This is a genomic window from Mycobacterium sp. NPDC051804, assembly GCF_044452905.1.
Classification (GTDB): Bacteria; Actinomycetota; Actinomycetes; order Mycobacteriales; family Mycobacteriaceae; genus Mycobacterium.
The window spans coordinates 36829-52712 of sequence record NZ_JBITCD010000008.1; the positions used below are offsets into that span (position 1 = coordinate 36829).

The window sequence follows — 15884 nt, forward strand, 5'->3', positions numbered from 1 at the left end:
CACTCTTGTGGCCGTGACGCTTCGCGAGCTGCTGCGCCACCACGGGTCGCTGCTGCACGGCTGGATTCCGACCACGGTCCAGGTTCTGGCCGGTATAGCGATGGTGGCGGCCATCTACTGGGGCATCCGGCGCTGGCGATATGTGTGGGTGCCGTGGGCCGCGCTGTGCGGGATCGCACTGACGGCGGGCGCGTACTGGTACGTCGAATCGGAAGGCCTGGCCGACAATCCCGCGCCCGACGGGCTCTGGGTGTGGATCGGGCTGACGGGCACCGCGGCGGGTGTGCTCGTGGCGGGCTGGCGCGGTTCGACGTGGTGGCGGCGCGCCGTGGCGGCCTCGGCGGTACCGCTGTGCCTTTTGAGTGCCGCGTTTGCGCTGAATCTGTGGACGGGCTACTTCCCCACCGTGCAGACCGCGTGGAACCAACTGACCGCAGGCCCGCTGCCAGATCAAACGGATCAGGTGACCGTGCTAGCACTGCAGCACCGCCACCAGATTCCCGCGAAAGGCACTGTGGTGCCGGTGCAGATTGGCGACGGCGCGTCGGGCTTCAAGCATCGCGACGAGCTCGTTTACCTGCCGCCCGCCTGGTATGCGACCGACCCTCCGCCGCCCATGCCGACGATCATGATGATCGGCGGGGAGTTCAACACGCCCGCCGATTGGGTCCGGATCGGCAACGCGGTGGCCGTCGCGGACAGCTTCGCGGCCGCGCACGGCGGCAATGCGCCGGTGCTAGTCTTCGTCGACGCGGGCGGCACATTCAACAACGACACCGAATGCGTCAATGGCAGTCGCGGCAACGTCGCCGATCATCTTACTAAAGATGTTGTGCCATACATGGTTTCGAAGTTCGGCGTCAGCGCACACCGGGAGAACTGGGGTGTGGTCGGCTGGTCGATGGGTGGCACGTGTGCCGTCGACCTGGCTGTCATGCATCCCGAGATGTTCAGCGCATTCGAGGACATCGCCGGCGATATCGCCCCCAACTCGGGCACGAAGGACGAAACGATTGCACGGCTGTTCGGCGGCAACGCAGCGGCGTATGCATCGTTCGACCCCACCACCGTCATCAACCGGCACGGCCACTACAACGGAGTCGCCGGTTGGTTCGCCCTCAACAGCGAGGCGGCCCCCGCGCAGAGCTCGGCCGCGAATTCGCTGTGCTCGCTGGGCAACGTCAACGGGATCAACTGCGCCGTCGTCATGCAATCCGGTAAGCACGACTGGACCTTCGCATCGCAGGCTTTTGCGGCCGCACTGCCCTGGATGGCCGGTCAACTGCTCACACCGGGGGCTCCGCCCGTACCCTTGCCGACACCGCCACCGCCCCCACCGATCGTTCAGGTGTCCAGCAAGTAGCGGGTAGCATCAGGGTTTGGGCCCAAGGCAATTGCTGACACTCCAGTCGTTGATCTGCCGCTCCCCGTGTTGTACGTCCACAAAGTGCGGGGCGATGAACGTCTTCGTGATCGCCATCAAGACCATCAGAATGCCGACCGTCGCGAATGCCGACAGCGCAACAAGTTTCAGCGGCGTTCGGTCGACCGGCAATCTGTCGAATTTCGTATAGAACAACATGGCGGAAAAGTGCCAAGCTCCATAGATGAGCACATTCAGTCCCCACATGCCGACGCCGTTGTCGAAGCAATAGTTGGAACCTGAGTAGGCGAAGGTCTCGATCAACGGCATCGGAACGGCCAATACTGCACAGAGAATTCCATGGCGCAGCCAACTGTCTCGGGCGAGAATCGACGACGTTCTATCCAGCAGCTGGGTAGCGATGCGATACAACGTGCCCAGGATGACCGAATAGAACCCGAAGACGCAGATCGTCATCGGCAGCATGAACAGGGGCACACCGTTTGGGTTGAGTTCGGTGTTGAAGGCGAAGTGGCCGTGCAGCACCTCGTACCAGGGGTCGGTGCCGATGAACCCGCCCAACACCGCCCACACCGTGAGGAATACGCCCATCCGAAAGCCGTAGAGCTCTGAAAGTGGGCGGCCCCCGTCCTCCGGCACGCGTAACACCAGCGGCCAAATCAACGTGCCCAACCCCATGACGAGCGCCTGCCCCACCAGTGGGATGTCGTTGGGCGACTCGTAGCTGAGATTCAGGACGACCAATCCTTGAATCGGCACCGAGATCAAAAACCAGACGACATAGATGATCTCGGTCCGGCGCTTCCCCGGGTTCAGCGACAGCCAGTGCCAGGTCACGGTGGACGTCGACGTCATGACTACTCGAACGCGATCACGCCGCGGATGTTCTTGCCTGCGCGGAGGTCTTTCATCGCCTCGTTGATGTCGTCGAGCTTGTACTTCTGGGTGACGAGCTGGTCCAGCTTGAACGTGCCGGCTTCGTACATCGACAACAGGTTTGGTATCGCGTCGCGGGGGTTCAACTCTCCGTAGAGAGCGCCTTTGAGGGTTTTACACGAGCTGACCAAGTCGGGAAGGATCAACGGCACCATGAGGTCGGTCAGCTTGGCCATACCCGTCACGACACACGTACCGCCCTTGCGCACCAGCATCATTGCGAGCATGACCAGATCGACGGGAACCACCCCGGGTGACAGTACGACGCGATCCGCCATTGCGCCCCAGGTGATCTCCTTGACCAGTTCGAGCGCGGCTCCAGCGTCGACAGCGGTGTGTGTCGCACCGAAGCTTGGGGCGATCTGCCGCTTGAACTCGTTAGGGTCGACCGCGACGATGTACTTGGCACCAGCGATTTTCGCGCCCTGGACAGCGTTCATTCCGACTCCACCAACGCCGATCACCACGACGGTGTCACCGATCTCTGTTCCCGCCGCGGTCGACCCCGACCCGAATCCGGTGGTCGCGCCGCAGGAGACCAGCGACGCCGCTTCGAGTGGGATCCAGTCGTGGACCTTGACGAGCGATCGCTCAGAGGCCACGACGTACTCCGAAAAGGTGCCGACCTGCATCATCGCCATCAGGTCTTCGCCGCCGTCCGGACCGGGCAGGTGGCGACGGGCAGTTCCGTCGGTCACCATCACCTTGCTGTAGATGTCGGCGCCGACATCGCAGAGGTAGGTGTATCCCCGCGCGCACCAACGGCAGCTCCCACAAGCGGGGATGAATGAGACCGCCACGTGGTCACCGGGTTTCAGCGTCTTGACCTCTGGGCCAGCTGCCTCCACGATGCCTGCGCCCTCGTGCCCGCCGAGCATGGGGAACCACTCGGGAACCTCGACACCGGCGGCCTGCATCATGACCTCCATATCCGGTCCGGGAACACTGTCTCCGGTATAGAAGTGCTCATCGGAGTGGCAGACTCCGGCGTACGCCATCTTCACGAGAACCTCACCCGCTCGGGGTGGATCGAGTTCCACGTCGGTGACTTCCCAGTCCATACCAACCCCGCGCAATACCGCCGCCCGTGATTTCATCTGTGTCCTTTCGGAGTGCGTACCGTCACTTCGGAACCAACGTGAACGGGAGTTCGATGAACAATGGCCTGTTGATCCCGCATGCACCGCTTGGCCCGGCTGTGGTGTCCCACCCCTCGTACTTGCCGGGCTGGTAGCGGCTTTCGTAGAACTTGATGATCTGCTTGCCAGGCGCGGACGTGCCGTCCGCGCACGGCTCCCAGTCTTCGAGACTTCGCGTGACGAACCACATCTGGGAGGTGTATTTCGCTTCGGCAGTCCAGCCGTGGTCGCTGACCACCGTGCCCGTGCACGAGTAGGCGTTGGTGCATCTCGACGAGATGGTCCACGTGCTGATCACGGTTGCCTCGGGGTGGAAGATCTCCTTGTTCTTGGCCCACTGGCCATCCGACGTCGCGGTGAACTGACCGTTCAACGCGGGGTCGACGGCAGCGTGCACCGGCGGTGTCGCGAACGCGGCCACGACTACCGCGACCATCAAGGCTCGGATTCTCAAGGAAATCATGGCGACACGAATCCCGGAGGTATCACAAGGTCCTGCCAGTTCGACGGTTTGTCCGCGACCAGACTGGGCTGCTCGTGCATCGATCCGTCGGGCGCCATGTAACGCCCGGTGCGTGGGTCGTAGGTTGTGACGGCGACCGGAGGCGGGCCCGTCGGCGGCGGAGCACCCTCGGGGAGCGGCGTGCCCTCGATGGGGGCGTAGATGCGCTCCTCGAAGTCGATTCGATCGTCGGGCGGAATGCCCTGCGATATCAGATTGGGGTCGAAGGGACTTGGCCCGAGCGCATGTTGCCGCATGGCCAGCGGCTGGTACGGCTGGTCGCTGTCACAGATCGCCACGGTCGGCGCGCGCTTGCCCGGATGCGCCATGCACGGTAGATTCCGCGCACCGCGGACTAGGAGGGGCGAATCCTGCGGCAGCTTGCAGTAGAGGCCGTCCGGAGTGTCCATCGTGGTGGTGTCGGCCGGTGACCGCCACTGTGGCGGCGGCAGGAATCCCACCGTGCAGGCGGGCGGATCGTTCAGCTGGATCCGAAAGTTGCCCAGCGGCAGACCCGTTGGGTTGTTCCACGGCGAGACGCCGTGGAAGTCGGCGAAGAACGACGGCAACAGGACGAGGATTTGCTCCAGCGAGGGCAGATACGTCACGGCAACCTGGCCCAGGCTGGTGAGGTTGGCCAGCAGCACCGGCAGGGTGGGCTTGGCTTCGTTCAGCAACTGCGAGACCTGGTCCAACGCAGCAGGTGTCGACTGGAGGATCGTCCGCACCTGCGGGTCGCTGACGACCAGTTGGTCGGTGACGTTGGCTAGACTGTGCGTCCACGTTCTGGTGTCCTGGGTCGATTCGATCTGGCCGTCGAGCAACGGCCGGCTGTCGGTGAGCATGGCACGCAACTCGCCGACAACGCTGCGGCTGTCTCGGACCACCACCGCCGAGGAATCCACCAGCGAGCCGAGGTCGAACCCGGCGTCGTCTAGACCTTTCGCGGACTCATCCAGCAGCTCAGCGAGCTTGTCCTTCGGGATACTCGCCAGCAGAGCGCTCGTCTGATCGAGCATCGGACCGACCGGTTGCGGCATTTCGGTGTCACTCATCGCGATCACCGAACCGTCCGTCAGATACGGCGGCGATTCACTTCGGGGCCGCAAGTCGACGTACTGCTCGCCGATCGCCGAAATGCTCTTTACGTGCGCCACGAGGTCGGCGGGGATTCTCGGCGACGTCTCTAGCGACAAGGTGGCCTGCGCACCCTTCGCGGTGAGCTCGATGTCGGTGACCTTGCCGATCTGTGCGCCTCGATACGTGACGTTGGCGAGTGGATACAACCCTCCGCCACGCGGTAATTCGACGGTGACCGTGATGCGGCCGATGCCGAGCAGAGTGGGCGCCTGGAGGTAGTTCACCACCATCGCCGAGACACCGATGATCGATGCGATTGTGAAGATCACCAATTGTGTACGGACGATTCGTGAGAGCATCAGCCCCCTCCCGAAGCAGGAGCGGCGGGTTCGATAGGCGGCGCGCCGAGCGGGTCGATCAGCGGGTTGTAGTAGGCGTCGTAGCCAGGATCGCCCGGGGCGGGCACCAGGAGCGCGTGTTCGTCACCCCAGCGCGTTCCGGCGAACATCGTGCGTTTCAGCCGCGGAACGGTGAGATCCATGACGGCGAACAGATTCATGTAGTCGCCGCGGATGGCGCGGTCGATGACGTTCTGCCCGAACGGCATGACCGGGAGGTAGGCGAGCGCCACGTCGATCTCGGGGCCCACATCGGCGAGTGCGCGCACCGTCGGGTCGAGGTTGGCAAGGTTGGCGACCAGGTCGGTCTGCGTATCGTCGACCACCGCGACGGTGGTGTCGCTGAACGCGCGCATCCGCTCCAGCGCGGTGGTGAACTGCGTTCGTTGTGCGATCAATACATCGATCGCAGGAGGGATTTCGTCGAGTGCCTGCCGAATGACGGCACGCTGGTCGACGAGCGTTCCCGACAACCGGTTGAGCGCTTCGAGGGAGGCGATGACGTCGTCGCGCTGGCCGTCGAAGACGCCAACGAACTTGTCGAGCCTAACCAGGAGGTCGCGGGCTTGCGACTCCTTGCCGCTGAGCGCGGCGTTGAAGCTGTGGATGATGTCACCGATCTGCCCGAGGCCACCGGAGTTCACGACAGTTGACAACGTCGACAGGGTTCGCTCTGTCGACGGAAATGTCGCGGACTGAGACATCGGGATGGTGGCCCCCGGGAGCAGTCGGCCGTCTGGTGCTTCGCCGAGCGGTGTATCGAACGCGATGTGCATCGAGCCGAGCAGGCTCGTCTGCCCCACCCGTGCAACCACGTTGGCCGGTACGACCACGTCGGGGCGCAGCGACACCTCCACGTCCGCGTGCCAGCCATCGATGTCCATCGCCGCGACGCTGCCGACGACAACGTCGTCGACCATGACAGGCGAGTTGGGCTCCAGGGTGCCGACGTTGGCCACCTCGACGTGATAGACGGCGGCATCGGGGCCGCGGCCGGCCGCGCCCGGCAACGCCAGAGAATTCACTCCCTGGAATCCGCATCCAGCGGATGTCAGCGCAGCACAACACAGCATGGCCGTACTGTGTCGAACGGTACGTGTGAAGTTCATTGCGGCGGTGTCCCTTCCGCAGGCAGCAGCAGGCCCGGAAGTGTGGCCGGCGCAACCGGGAGCGGACCGGGGGGCGGCCCATACCCAGGTGGTGGGGCCACGTCTCCGGCGCCGGTGAAGGCGGAAACAGCCGGCGGTGTCTCGGGCGGTCCCGGAGGGTAACCCGCGCCACCGGGGGCGAGCGACGGGTCGGTGTAGACGATGCGATCCGGCGCCGGGGCGGGGGCCAATAGTGGGTTGATGGGCAGTGGAATGTAGTTGAAGTTTGTCAACCGCAGTGCGGGCCCCAAGTACTGCGCACAGAGTTTGGCCGTCTCCGGCGCGGTGACATTCTGGATCGCACCGATTGCGCCGCAGATGAATTGGACCGGATTGCTGATGTTGGAGAACGTGAAGAGACCGGTGACTCCCCCGTCACGCGGATCGAACATGTTGAGTGTGTTGGCGACGGCCGTCGGTGCGACGTGAAGGATCTGTTCGAGGTCCTTTTGACGCTCGACGAGGTTCTGAGTCACGTTCGCGAGCCGCTGTACCTGTTCGACCGTTTGGCTTCGGCTCCCGCGGACAAACCGCTCAACCTCCCCGACCACGTGGGAAACGTTGGTCAAGGCATCGCCGAGATCGGACCTGCTGCCGTCCAGCACACTAGTGAGGGTGGCCAGCCGGCCTTGAAACTGCACTATCTGTGTGCTGCTGTCACGCAGCGCCGTGATGAAAGTCTGCAGGTTTTTGATGATGTCGACGATGTTTCCGCTGCCGTCCGCGAGGATGCGCCCAACCCCTGAGAGCTGAGCCAATGTCTGGCGCAACTTGTCTCCGTTGCCTGCCATGGCGTCCGCGGCGCTGTTGATGAACCTGCCTGTCGCGGTGTCGGATACACCGTTGCGTGGTCCGAGCTCTGTCGCCAAACGAGTCAGCTGTGTTTTGACCTCGTCCCACTCGACCGGCACAGCGGTGTTGGTGAGCGGGATGGTGGCGCCGTCGGCGAGTTGCGGGCCGCTGTACTCGTAGGGCGGTGTCAGCTGTACGTAGCGCGCGGAGATGAGGTTCTGGGCGACGATCACAGCCTTGGCATCAACGGGGATGGGTACGTCGCGATCGACAGCCAATTCGAGTCTCGTGAACGTGGCCTGCGGTCGGATCGCCGTGATCGTGCCGACCTCCACACCGGCTACGCGCACCTCGTCACCCGGGTAGATCGCGGTGGCGGTGGTGAAGTCCGCGGTGATCATCCTCGGAGCGAAGAAGTGTTCGCGGACCAGATAGGCGGTTGACGCAAGTAGGACCACAGCCAGCAGTCCGGCTGCCGCCGCAGTCAGCATCCTGCTACGGGTCATCGGGGCCACTGCTCCCATGGCTGTCGAATGCCGGTCAGCGGGAACGGAATCTCGGCACGCGGGCCGACGTTGTCCGGTGGTTGTCCGGCATCCGTGCCCCTACGGAACCCGAACGCATAGTCCAGAAAGGGTTGGAGGATCGAGCCCTGGGTGAGGTTGGGGATGTAGCCGATGTAGTACGGGCCCGTCGCCACCAGTTCGCTCAAGCCGCTTTCGTACTTCGCCAGACCGGGGATTGCCTTGGCGATGTTGTCCCTGTTCTTCTCCAGCATCGCCGTCACCGAGTTGATCCTCTCCAGGGTCGGTGCCAGCTCCTGTTCGTTGTCGGCGATGATTCCCGAAACCACCTGAGCCAGTGACGATGTAGCCGTCAGCAGGTTCACGATCGCCTGACGACGCTCCACCAGGACTCCGGTGAGGTCGTTGGCATTGAGGATCAGCGCGTTGACCTCGTCGGTGCGCTCAGACAAGATGCCCGTCACATCTGCGGTGTGTTCCAAAAGTTTGGCCACCGTTTCGTTGCGGCCGTTGACCGATCTCGACAGCCTGGTCAGACCGTCGAACGTCGGACCCAATTGCGGTGCGATCTGATCGATGGTGGCGGCGAGCACGTCGAGGGAATGATTGATCGACCGCGTGTCGGTGCCGGCGAGGTTGGTGGTGAGGTCGCTGACCGCGTCGGCCAACGAGTACGGCGAGGACGTCCTCGACACCGGAATACGGTCGAGTGGCGCCATGGTCGAAGGGCCGTCGGAGTCCAGGGTCAATATCCGCTCGCCGAGCAGGGTTCCGGTTCGGATGTGGGCTGTCGTCTGCGAACCAAGGCTGACGCCGCTGTCCACCGTGAACGTGACAAGTGCGCGGCCGCGGTCCAACGATACGTTGGAGACGCTGCCGACGGTGAATCCCGCTATCCGCACCTCGTTGCCGGCGATCAGTCCACCGGCTTCGGTGAACACCGCCTGGTAGCGAACCGAGGTCGCCCATGTCACCAGTCGCTCGGGTTGCAGCCCAACGGCGATGATCAAGATGATGAGAACGACGCCGATGAAGCCGGCGCGGATAAGCCTGGTTCCGCGGTATTTGTTCATGGGTTCTCCGCGCATCGCCCGGTGTCTTGTTTGATCCACGGGAACACTGCTGTGCGGCCTTGCAGATCAGACACTCGAATGGTCGCGCCGCAGAGGTAGTAGTTGAAAAAGCTCCCGTAGGAGCCCATCCGGGCGAGCTTGCGGTAGTTTTCCGGGGATTTTTGCAGCACCGCGTCGAGGAGGCCCTTTTTGTCGTCGACCGCAGGCGCGAGGCGATGGAGTTGGTCGACCGTGGCTGTCAGCGGTTCACGCGCGTGACCGAGGAGACCGGCCAAAGATGTCGTGCCATTGCTGAGCGAGTCGATCGCAGCGCCGATCGGTTCACGCTCGGCCGACAGCTCGCTGACCAGTTGACGCAGTTTTTCGATTGCGCCGGAGAACTTTTCGCCGTCTTCAGACAGGGTGGCCATTGCAGCGTTGAGATTGTCGATCAGATGCTCGACCAGCTGGCCGTTGTCGGCCAGCGCATTGGTGAACGACGATGTCCGGGACAGCAGCGATTCGATCGTCCCGCCCTGTCCCTGCATGATTTGGATCAGCGAGGTCGTCAACTGGTTGATGTCCTGCGGGTCGAGGCCTTGGACAACGGGTTTGAGACCGTTGAGTAGAACGTCGAGATCCAGGGCGGGCATCGTGCGGTCGGCCGGGATCTGCGAGCCGCCGGGCATGATTCGGCTTTCGCCCGGGCCGTCGATCAGTTCGAGGTAGCGATCGCCGACGAGGTTGAGATAGCGAACGGCAGCCCGGCTGCCGGCAGTCAGCACGACCTTGCGCTCAACCTCGAAATCGACGACCACCGTCTTGTCCGATCGAAGCGATACCCCGGTGACGGTGCCGATCCGAATTCCGGCGACCCGGACCGAGTCTCCCGTCTGCAGGTCGGATACATCCTTGAAGACAGCCGAATACGCCGTGGCGGAATTGCCGCGGTACTCGCCGAAAACGGCGAATAGCGCAGCCGTCAGGAGCACCATCACGGCGCCGAACACGCCGAACTTCAAGCCCGTCGACCATGTGCGAGTCATCCGGGCATCCCCACCTGCGTGGCGTTGCGCGGCGGACCGTCCAAAGGACGGCCCAACAGAATTTCCTTGATGCCTGCCGCATTCAGCTCGACGCCCCGGTTACCGAACTCGAACGGGTTGGTGCCGACATCGGCGAGGACGTAAGGCGGCCGGGTTTCGTACGCGAAGTCAGGCAGTCCCAAGCATTGCGGTCCCCCCGTCGCCGCAACCTTGGGCAGGTCTGAGGGATAGCGATAGGGATCAGCGCCCCACACGAAACTCGCCAACACTTCGCCTCCGGGGACCCGCGGCGGCGGCACTTTCGCCAGCGGAATCGCCGCGGCGAGTGCGCAATAGAGGGCTTGGTTGTATTCGCTGGTGAGCGCGGTGACCGGCGCGAGGAGGTGCACGACATCGGCCAGCGGTCGGTGGTTGCTCGTCAGAACGTCGTTGCCCGTAGCCCCGAGACCGATGACACTGACCAGGAGTGCATCCAGGTCGCGCTGCTTCTCGACGATCGTCCGGCTGATCGAACTCGCATTCGCGGCGGTCTTCAATAGATCCGGTGCGACGTCGGCGTAGGTGTTGAGCACTGCCGGTGCGACGGCGATGTCGTGACTGAGGTCGTCCAGACTGGGATCCAGTTCGGCCAGCGTGGCATCCGCATCGGTGATGATTTGGCCCATCGCGAGTCCGCGTCCGCCGAACCCGGTTGCCAGCGCACTCAGGGTCTGATTGAGGTTCTCCGGTTCGATCGTCGACAGCATCGACGTGAGTTGTTCGAAGACAGTGTTGATCTCGACCGTGACGTGCCGGCCCTCTATGACTTGACCGGCACGCATGGGCACCGAAGAGGGGTCCGGCGGCGGCATGAACTCGACGAACTTCGCACCGAACACCGTTGACGATGCGACGTCGACGGTCGCGTTCGACGGAATCAGATGCAGTGTGGAGCGATCAAGGGCCAAGTGCAGTTCGGCTGTCCCGTCGGGCCGCTGCTGGATGGTTGACACGGTGCCGACCTGGATGTCGTTCATCTTGACCTTGGCGTCGGGATTCATCACCAGGCCTGCGCGTTCCGAAATCACTGTTACGGGAACGGTTCCGGCGAATCCCCCGCGAAACATGCCGACGGCGAAGGCGACCGTTGCCGCGGCCGCAGCGATGGCCAGCACTCCAGCTAGTGGCCGGACATACGCGCGGCCTGCCCCCCAGTTGCTCATCAACTCGTATGACGTCCGGGATTTTGCAGATTATCTACAATCGTGACAATTTGGTCCTCGTCCGCTGACCGCGCGGGCTTACGATCTGCTGCACGGCCCGGGCAGGGCCCCGATTCGGAAGGTGCCGTCGACGCCATATGACCCAACCCGCTGGCCCGCTTGCTCGTCGCAGTAGCGGCGAGCTCATCGCCGACCACCTTCGTCGGCAGATACTCAGCGGCGAGTTGGGTCCGGGTGAGCGTCTGACCCAGGAAGACATCGCCGCGGAACTCGGCACCAGCCGGGTTCCGGTGCGCGAGGCGCTGGTGATCCTCGAGCAAGAGGGCTGGGTCAGGATGGAGATGCACCGCGGCGGTTTCGTCCTGCCGGTCGAGACATCGGTGGCCGACAATGCCGAAGTCTGGGATCTGATTTTCGGTCTGGTCGCGCGCCGGGCAGCCGTACGCATGACGCCAGAATTCGACGCCGCGCTTGCGGAGGTGGCCGAGAACCTCACTGGTACAGAAGATCCTGCGAAAATCTCCGCCCTTTGCGAGCACTATCTCGATGTGCTGTTCGACGCGGCCAGTGCGCCTGCGATCGCGCGCAAGGTGCGTAAGGCCCGCGCGACCGCGATCGACACCATCGTCGGAGTCGTCCCCGACACCATCGAGATCAGCCGGCGAGGAGCGCTTGGTGTCATCGAGGCGATCAGGGCTCGCGATGGCGAACGTGCCATCGCCGAGCACGCCGTCACGCAGAAAGAATGCCTCGACCGACTCATGAAGGTGCTCAGCGACCGCTGAGGCGATCATCGGTCAGCGCCCCCGCGCCAGCGCGAACACTCCCGTCGCGGCGTCCAGGAGTTCGGGAGTGAGCAGTCCCCCCGCATACTCCACCCAGCACCAGCTTCGTAGTGGCTGCTTACCCGACGAGTTGTCGGTCAGCGGTCCGAAGAAGTGCAGCGGGCTGCCGCTCGAGTCGAAAGTGAATGTGTACGAGTCAGATCCGATTGCCGTGTCGAGGGTCGCCATCTTGCCGGTTTCGGTAAAGGTCGGTTTCGCGACAATGTCGTCGTGCACCGTGGTGACACCGTTCTTGAGTTGATACCCCGGGCCGAATGTCACGCCTTCTTTGCCCTGCCAGAAGCTGCCACCACCCAGCTCACCGTCGGCGAACTCGTGCAACCAGGACACCCACATGCCCTGCAGCTGACGTGCGATCGGCAGCTCGGTGTAGATCTTCCCCTGCGGCCCGTACGCGAAGTCTTGATGGCCGTAGCCGGACACTTCGGCGCCGTTGATCGTGCCGGTGACATACATCAGTTCATGGCGGTAGTAGACGTCGTCGTCGATGCCGTCCTGCACCGGCACATGCGTGAGGACGATGTCGCTGACGGTGGTGCCGTGCAGTTCCCATCGGCCGCCCGCGTCATACCAGTGAAACCCGTTGGCGTCGCGTTCGATTCGTCCGCTCGGGAACATCAGCTGGATCTGCTCGCCGGTGTCGAGATACTGCATGGGCTCGAACCAGTCCAGCGTGGAGTACTCGGCGAACAGATGCGCGGCGTCGGCGTCGAGCCTGTTGGGAAGTGAGCGGAAGCCACAGATCGGCGACACCACGTGCGTCATGCCCGTGAGAAAGTCATCGCATCCGCGCACTCCCCAATACCTCTGGCCGGAAGCGTCGCTGACCACTGCGCCAATCCAGATTCCGGACAGTCCCAAACCAGCACTGGGCACCCAGTCGCGCCGGTAGTGGTTCAGCTCCGATGGCTGGCGGATGACTTCGAAACCGACGTGGTCGGACACGCGTTCTCCACTTCCGTCATTTTGTAGATTGCAGACAATCTGCAAAGCATAGCCTGCCGGGAGTTCGGCGGTGCCTGGAATCGATCTGAATATGAGGTGGGCCTGCCCTCTGCACTGCCGGGTAGCGTGGGCGGCATGCCGGATGAACCCGCCCAGGAGCCGGAAGACGTGGTCGATCCCATCGTCGAGCCGGATCCGGATGTCGATCCGACGCCCACGCCGACCCCGGCACCCCCTACGGCGCCGACCGAACCCGTCGACACCGGCTACACCGCGGGCGGCGTCCCGACGTTCGATTCAGTGCGCGAGAAGATCGAGACCCGCTACGGCACCGCGATCGGCGCCGCCGAACTCGATGCCGAGACCCCGGAGGGCCGCTCCGTCGAGGAGCAGTACGACGCGCGACAGCGTGCCGCCGCCGAGCGGTTGGCACAGATTCGCGAATCGATGCGCAAACCCGAGTCTCAGTAGTCGGATTCGGAGGCCAGGATCTCGGCCAGGTAGGCGTCGTCGCCGGGTGAAGCCAGCCGCGAGCGCGCGAAGCTCCGGATTCGGTCACGTGTCTGCGCCGATTCCCCACCGACTGCGCCGATCGTCAACTCGGTTGCGCGCCAATCATGGTCCCACGCTGCAGATTCAGATATCGACTGCTCATCGGAGTCGACGACGGGGAACGCCGCGCGCCCGTCGGCGCCGAGGACCCCGTCGCCACCGTAGGTTCCGGAACGCAACCGTGCGGCGATGCCGTTGGGCGAACCCAGTCCCGACAAATCCACTCGCACAATCGCCGTCACTCCGTCCTCGATAGCCTCGACGCTCCAGTTGACGGTGTTCTCGGCCGCATCAAAGATGCCGGCGGGCACGGCGGACCAGTGCACCGAATCGACACCCGTGGCAACGGTCGTCGACGTGGTCCGGCCGGTATCGCCACCCGCGGCGAGCGCGTAGTCGTCCCGGCGGCTGGAGCGCGCAGGCGTGTCGAAGACGATGCCCACCTCATCGGCGAGATCGGTGCACTTCTCCACCAGCTCGACGACACGCGGATCACCCTCTTGCACATGGGCGTTCAGCGCGGCGACGTGCGGCCGCAACACCTCGGCCACGTCCGAGTCGAAGGTGTCGTCGGAGAAGAAGCCCTCGGCGGCCGCGGTGAGGATCGCAATCTCCGCGTCCAGTAGCGCGGCGTCGAGCGTTGCGATCCCGTCACGCTGACTGGCCGGCCACCACCGCCGCAGCCAATGGCCGAATGCCAACCGGCGCAGCGGGTCCAGCGATCCGGGCAGCACATCAACCCCGGACAGGTCGACGGCGTGGGCCTCATCGGGTGGAGCTTGATCCACCGTCGACGCGACTGCGCGGTGCCCGTCCTCCCCCAACACGCGCCACAGCCAGTCCGCGCTGGCGGGATCGGTGAACGTGATCTGAGGATCGACAGACGGATCATCGACCGTCCACGACAGCACCGCACCGCTGACCTCGAGCACGGCATGCAACGGAGAGGGTGCCACCGAGGGGCCGGTGCTCCACAGTCCTGAATCTGACATCAGCTTCATCCGGCCACCTGCAATTCCAGCATCGTCTTGATGCGCTGGCGGTGGTCGAGGCTCACCGAACGTGCGACACCCTCCAGCAGCGCGCGGACGTCATCGACATCGGAACACGGTTCCTGCCACACGTCGCGGCCGTGCAGGCGCGCCCACAGCCGGCTCAGATACGGGCGAGCGAACGCCGCGAGATCGTCGATCACTTGCTGCTGGCGAGGGTGGACCGGCCCGCCGTCGGCAAGGTAGCGGCGCGCGTGCAGCACGTATGCCTCCTTGCGCAGCCGCGCCTGGATCTGACGGGCGAGGTCATAGCGGGTCGTCGCGGTTTCGGACAGCGGCGCCAGGTCGACGGCGATCTCGATTCCGGCCACCAGCGTCGCCTGCTTGTCCTCGGCCATCAGCCCCCAGGGTGCGCAGCACCGGTCGACCTCTTCCTCGCACAGCATCGGAACATCAGGCAGCTCTTCGCGATCCATCGCGCGGCGCAATGTCGCGCGCACCCGGTCGATCACGGGCCTATTGAGCGGCCGTTCGCTGTCGGACCCGCCGACGACCGCCGGCGGACCCTGCGGTTCAGCGGAACTGAGGCCCAGGGCCACGATCGACCACGGCAGCTGTGACGTGTTCTCATGAGCGGCGGCTCCGAGGTTGTACGGCGTGACATCGGCGATCAGCGCCTGCCAGACCCGCTGCCGCGCCGCCGCGGCGCCGTGCGAATCTGCCGGCCCGAGCACTGTCGTCAGCCCTGACAGGAACGGACCGGTGATCTCGGTCCCGGCCCGCACGTCACGCCAGCTGGAGCGCAATTGATCCGACAGCTCCGAGATGACCAGATGGTCCGAAGAATAGGTGTTCAGCACCTCGATCGCGGTGCGGTCCCGGTCGTCATGGATCTCTCGCAGCACCGATTCGGCCTCCCCCGAATCAGGTTGAGCAGGTGCACCTTTCGTGACAGCTAGCTCGAAGCAGACCGGAAAATACAGCTCCTGGGCGTTCCCGCTGGTGATCCGGAGCCGACGGCGCTCACGCTTGAGTAGCTCGAACCAGGCTGCCGCCGCGCGCATCTGGGCGGCCTGGCCGACGATCACGTCATGCATCGCCTCGGCGACGTCGGCGGGCACGAACGGCGCCGAGAACTGCGTGTTGGAGCGCAACCGCAGCACCAAGGGGTCGATGATCCGCTTCACGGTGCGCCGCAACGGTCCACCGTCGTCGCCGCTGAGTACCTCCACACCGGGACCGATCGCGCGCCACGCGCGGTCGATCACCGCTCGGCGCGGATGGGTGACGGCGATGGCCGTCTCAGCGGTGCTCATAGAGACAGGATAAGAGTCGGGTACCCGGCAA

General features: G+C 64.2%; 15 protein-coding genes. 3 read left to right on the forward strand and 12 right to left on the reverse strand.

The features are described from left to right. Positions 1-13: 13 nt before the first annotated feature. A complete protein-coding gene (locus ACIA48_RS29055) occupies positions 14-1363 on the forward strand; it encodes an alpha/beta hydrolase (protein WP_396739604.1) in 1350 nt (449 codons plus the stop codon). 9 nt (positions 1364-1372) lie between these two features. Here the strand turns inward: ACIA48_RS29055 and ACIA48_RS29060 are convergent, their stop codons facing one another. From ACIA48_RS29060 to ACIA48_RS29100, 9 genes are read right to left on the reverse strand one after another with little or no spacing between them, the layout of a single operon-like run. Continuing rightward, the gene (locus ACIA48_RS29060; RefSeq protein WP_396739606.1) at positions 1373-2239 is read right to left on the reverse strand and encodes a hypothetical protein; all 867 of its coding nucleotides are present in this window, start codon (positions 2237-2239) and stop codon (positions 1373-1375) included. Positions 2240-2241: 2 nt separating this feature from the next. Continuing rightward, entirely contained in the window at positions 2242-3417 is a 1176-nt protein-coding gene (locus tag ACIA48_RS29065) for an NDMA-dependent alcohol dehydrogenase (protein WP_396739608.1), read from the reverse strand. A gap of 25 nt (positions 3418-3442) precedes the next feature. After that, positions 3443-3895, reverse strand: coding sequence for a hypothetical protein (locus ACIA48_RS29070; RefSeq protein WP_396739893.1), 453 nt, complete (start codon positions 3893-3895; stop codon positions 3443-3445). A gap of 23 nt (positions 3896-3918) precedes the next feature. After that, complete coding sequence (locus ACIA48_RS29075) at positions 3919-5400, reverse strand: MCE family protein (RefSeq protein ID WP_396739610.1); 1482 nt, start codon at positions 5398-5400, stop codon at positions 3919-3921. Then, a complete protein-coding gene (locus ACIA48_RS29080; RefSeq protein ID WP_396739612.1) occupies positions 5400-6512 on the reverse strand; it encodes an MCE family protein in 1113 nt (370 codons plus the stop codon). The genes ACIA48_RS29075 and ACIA48_RS29080 overlap by 1 nt, the downstream gene beginning before the upstream one ends. Before the next feature lie 32 nt (positions 6513-6544). Further along, positions 6545-7885 carry an MCE family protein gene (locus tag ACIA48_RS29085; protein ID WP_396739614.1) on the reverse strand — a complete coding sequence of 447 codons (1341 nt, stop codon included), beginning with the start codon at positions 7883-7885 and terminating at the stop codon, positions 6545-6547. Then, positions 7882-8976 (reverse strand): MCE family protein, encoded by a 1095-nt coding sequence (locus tag ACIA48_RS29090; protein WP_396739616.1) that lies wholly within the window; start codon positions 8974-8976, stop codon positions 7882-7884. The genes ACIA48_RS29085 and ACIA48_RS29090 overlap by 4 nt, the downstream gene beginning before the upstream one ends. Then, a complete protein-coding gene (locus ACIA48_RS29095) occupies positions 8973-10001 on the reverse strand; it encodes an MCE family protein (protein ID WP_396739618.1) in 1029 nt (342 codons plus the stop codon). The genes ACIA48_RS29090 and ACIA48_RS29095 overlap by 4 nt, the downstream gene beginning before the upstream one ends. After that, entirely contained in the window at positions 9998-11203 is a 1206-nt protein-coding gene (locus ACIA48_RS29100) for an MCE family protein (RefSeq protein ID WP_396739620.1), read from the reverse strand. Before ACIA48_RS29100 ends, ACIA48_RS29095 begins: the two co-directional genes overlap by 4 nt. A 137-nt stretch (positions 11204-11340) precedes the next feature. Here ACIA48_RS29100 and ACIA48_RS29105 point away from each other — a divergent pair, with 137 nt between their 5' ends. Further along, positions 11341-11988: a GntR family transcriptional regulator gene (locus ACIA48_RS29105; RefSeq protein WP_396739622.1), complete on the forward strand. Its 648-nt coding sequence runs from the start codon at positions 11341-11343 to the stop codon at positions 11986-11988. A gap of 12 nt (positions 11989-12000) precedes the next feature. Here the strand turns inward: ACIA48_RS29105 and ACIA48_RS29110 are convergent, their stop codons facing one another. Then, entirely contained in the window at positions 12001-12993 is a 993-nt protein-coding gene (locus ACIA48_RS29110) for a hypothetical protein (RefSeq protein ID WP_396739624.1), read from the reverse strand. Positions 12994-13128: 135 nt separating this feature from the next. Between ACIA48_RS29110 and ACIA48_RS29115 the strand changes: the two genes are divergently transcribed. Then, on the forward strand, positions 13129-13464 hold the full coding sequence (locus ACIA48_RS29115) for a hypothetical protein (RefSeq protein WP_396739626.1): 336 nt from the start codon (positions 13129-13131) through the stop codon (positions 13462-13464). Here ACIA48_RS29115 and ACIA48_RS29120 read toward each other — a convergent pair. Then, positions 13458-14546, reverse strand: a complete 1089-nt coding sequence (locus ACIA48_RS29120) for a hypothetical protein (protein WP_396739628.1) — start codon at positions 14544-14546, stop codon at positions 13458-13460. The two genes, ACIA48_RS29115 and ACIA48_RS29120, sit on opposite strands and share 7 nt — an antisense overlap. Further along, positions 14543-15853: a hypothetical protein gene (locus tag ACIA48_RS29125; protein WP_396739630.1), complete on the reverse strand. Its 1311-nt coding sequence runs from the start codon at positions 15851-15853 to the stop codon at positions 14543-14545. The genes ACIA48_RS29120 and ACIA48_RS29125 overlap by 4 nt, the downstream gene beginning before the upstream one ends. Between the last annotated feature and the right edge of the window lie 31 nt (positions 15854-15884).

Bases quoted from the DNA above. Each gene is read 5' to 3' on its own strand.
- ACIA48_RS29060 (WP_396739606.1), bottom strand. From the start codon at position 2,239: ATGACGTCGACGTCCACCGTGACCTGGCACTGGCTGTCGCTGAACCCG.
- ACIA48_RS29065 (WP_396739608.1), bottom strand. From the start codon at position 3,417: ATGAAATCACGGGCGGCGGTATTGCGCGGGGTTGGTATGGACTGGGAA.
- ACIA48_RS29070 (WP_396739893.1), bottom strand. From the start codon at position 3,895: ATGGTCGCGGTAGTCGTGGCCGCGTTCGCGACACCGCCGGTGCACGCT.
- ACIA48_RS29075 (WP_396739610.1), bottom strand. From the start codon at position 5,400: ATGCTCTCACGAATCGTCCGTACACAATTGGTGATCTTCACAATCGCA.
- ACIA48_RS29080 (WP_396739612.1), bottom strand. From the start codon at position 6,512: ATGCTGTGTTGTGCTGCGCTGACATCCGCTGGATGCGGATTCCAGGGA.
- ACIA48_RS29085 (WP_396739614.1), bottom strand. From the start codon at position 7,885: ATGACCCGTAGCAGGATGCTGACTGCGGCGGCAGCCGGACTGCTGGCT.
- ACIA48_RS29090 (WP_396739616.1), bottom strand. From the start codon at position 8,976: ATGAACAAATACCGCGGAACCAGGCTTATCCGCGCCGGCTTCATCGGC.
- ACIA48_RS29095 (WP_396739618.1), bottom strand. From the start codon at position 10,001: ATGACTCGCACATGGTCGACGGGCTTGAAGTTCGGCGTGTTCGGCGCC.
- ACIA48_RS29100 (WP_396739620.1), bottom strand. From the start codon at position 11,203: ATGAGCAACTGGGGGGCAGGCCGCGCGTATGTCCGGCCACTAGCTGGA.
- ACIA48_RS29105 (WP_396739622.1), top strand. From the start codon at position 11,341: ATGACCCAACCCGCTGGCCCGCTTGCTCGTCGCAGTAGCGGCGAGCTC.
- ACIA48_RS29115 (WP_396739626.1), top strand. From the start codon at position 13,129: ATGCCGGATGAACCCGCCCAGGAGCCGGAAGACGTGGTCGATCCCATC.
- ACIA48_RS29120 (WP_396739628.1), bottom strand. From the start codon at position 14,546: ATGAAGCTGATGTCAGATTCAGGACTGTGGAGCACCGGCCCCTCGGTG.
- ACIA48_RS29125 (WP_396739630.1), bottom strand. From the start codon at position 15,853: ATGAGCACCGCTGAGACGGCCATCGCCGTCACCCATCCGCGCCGAGCG.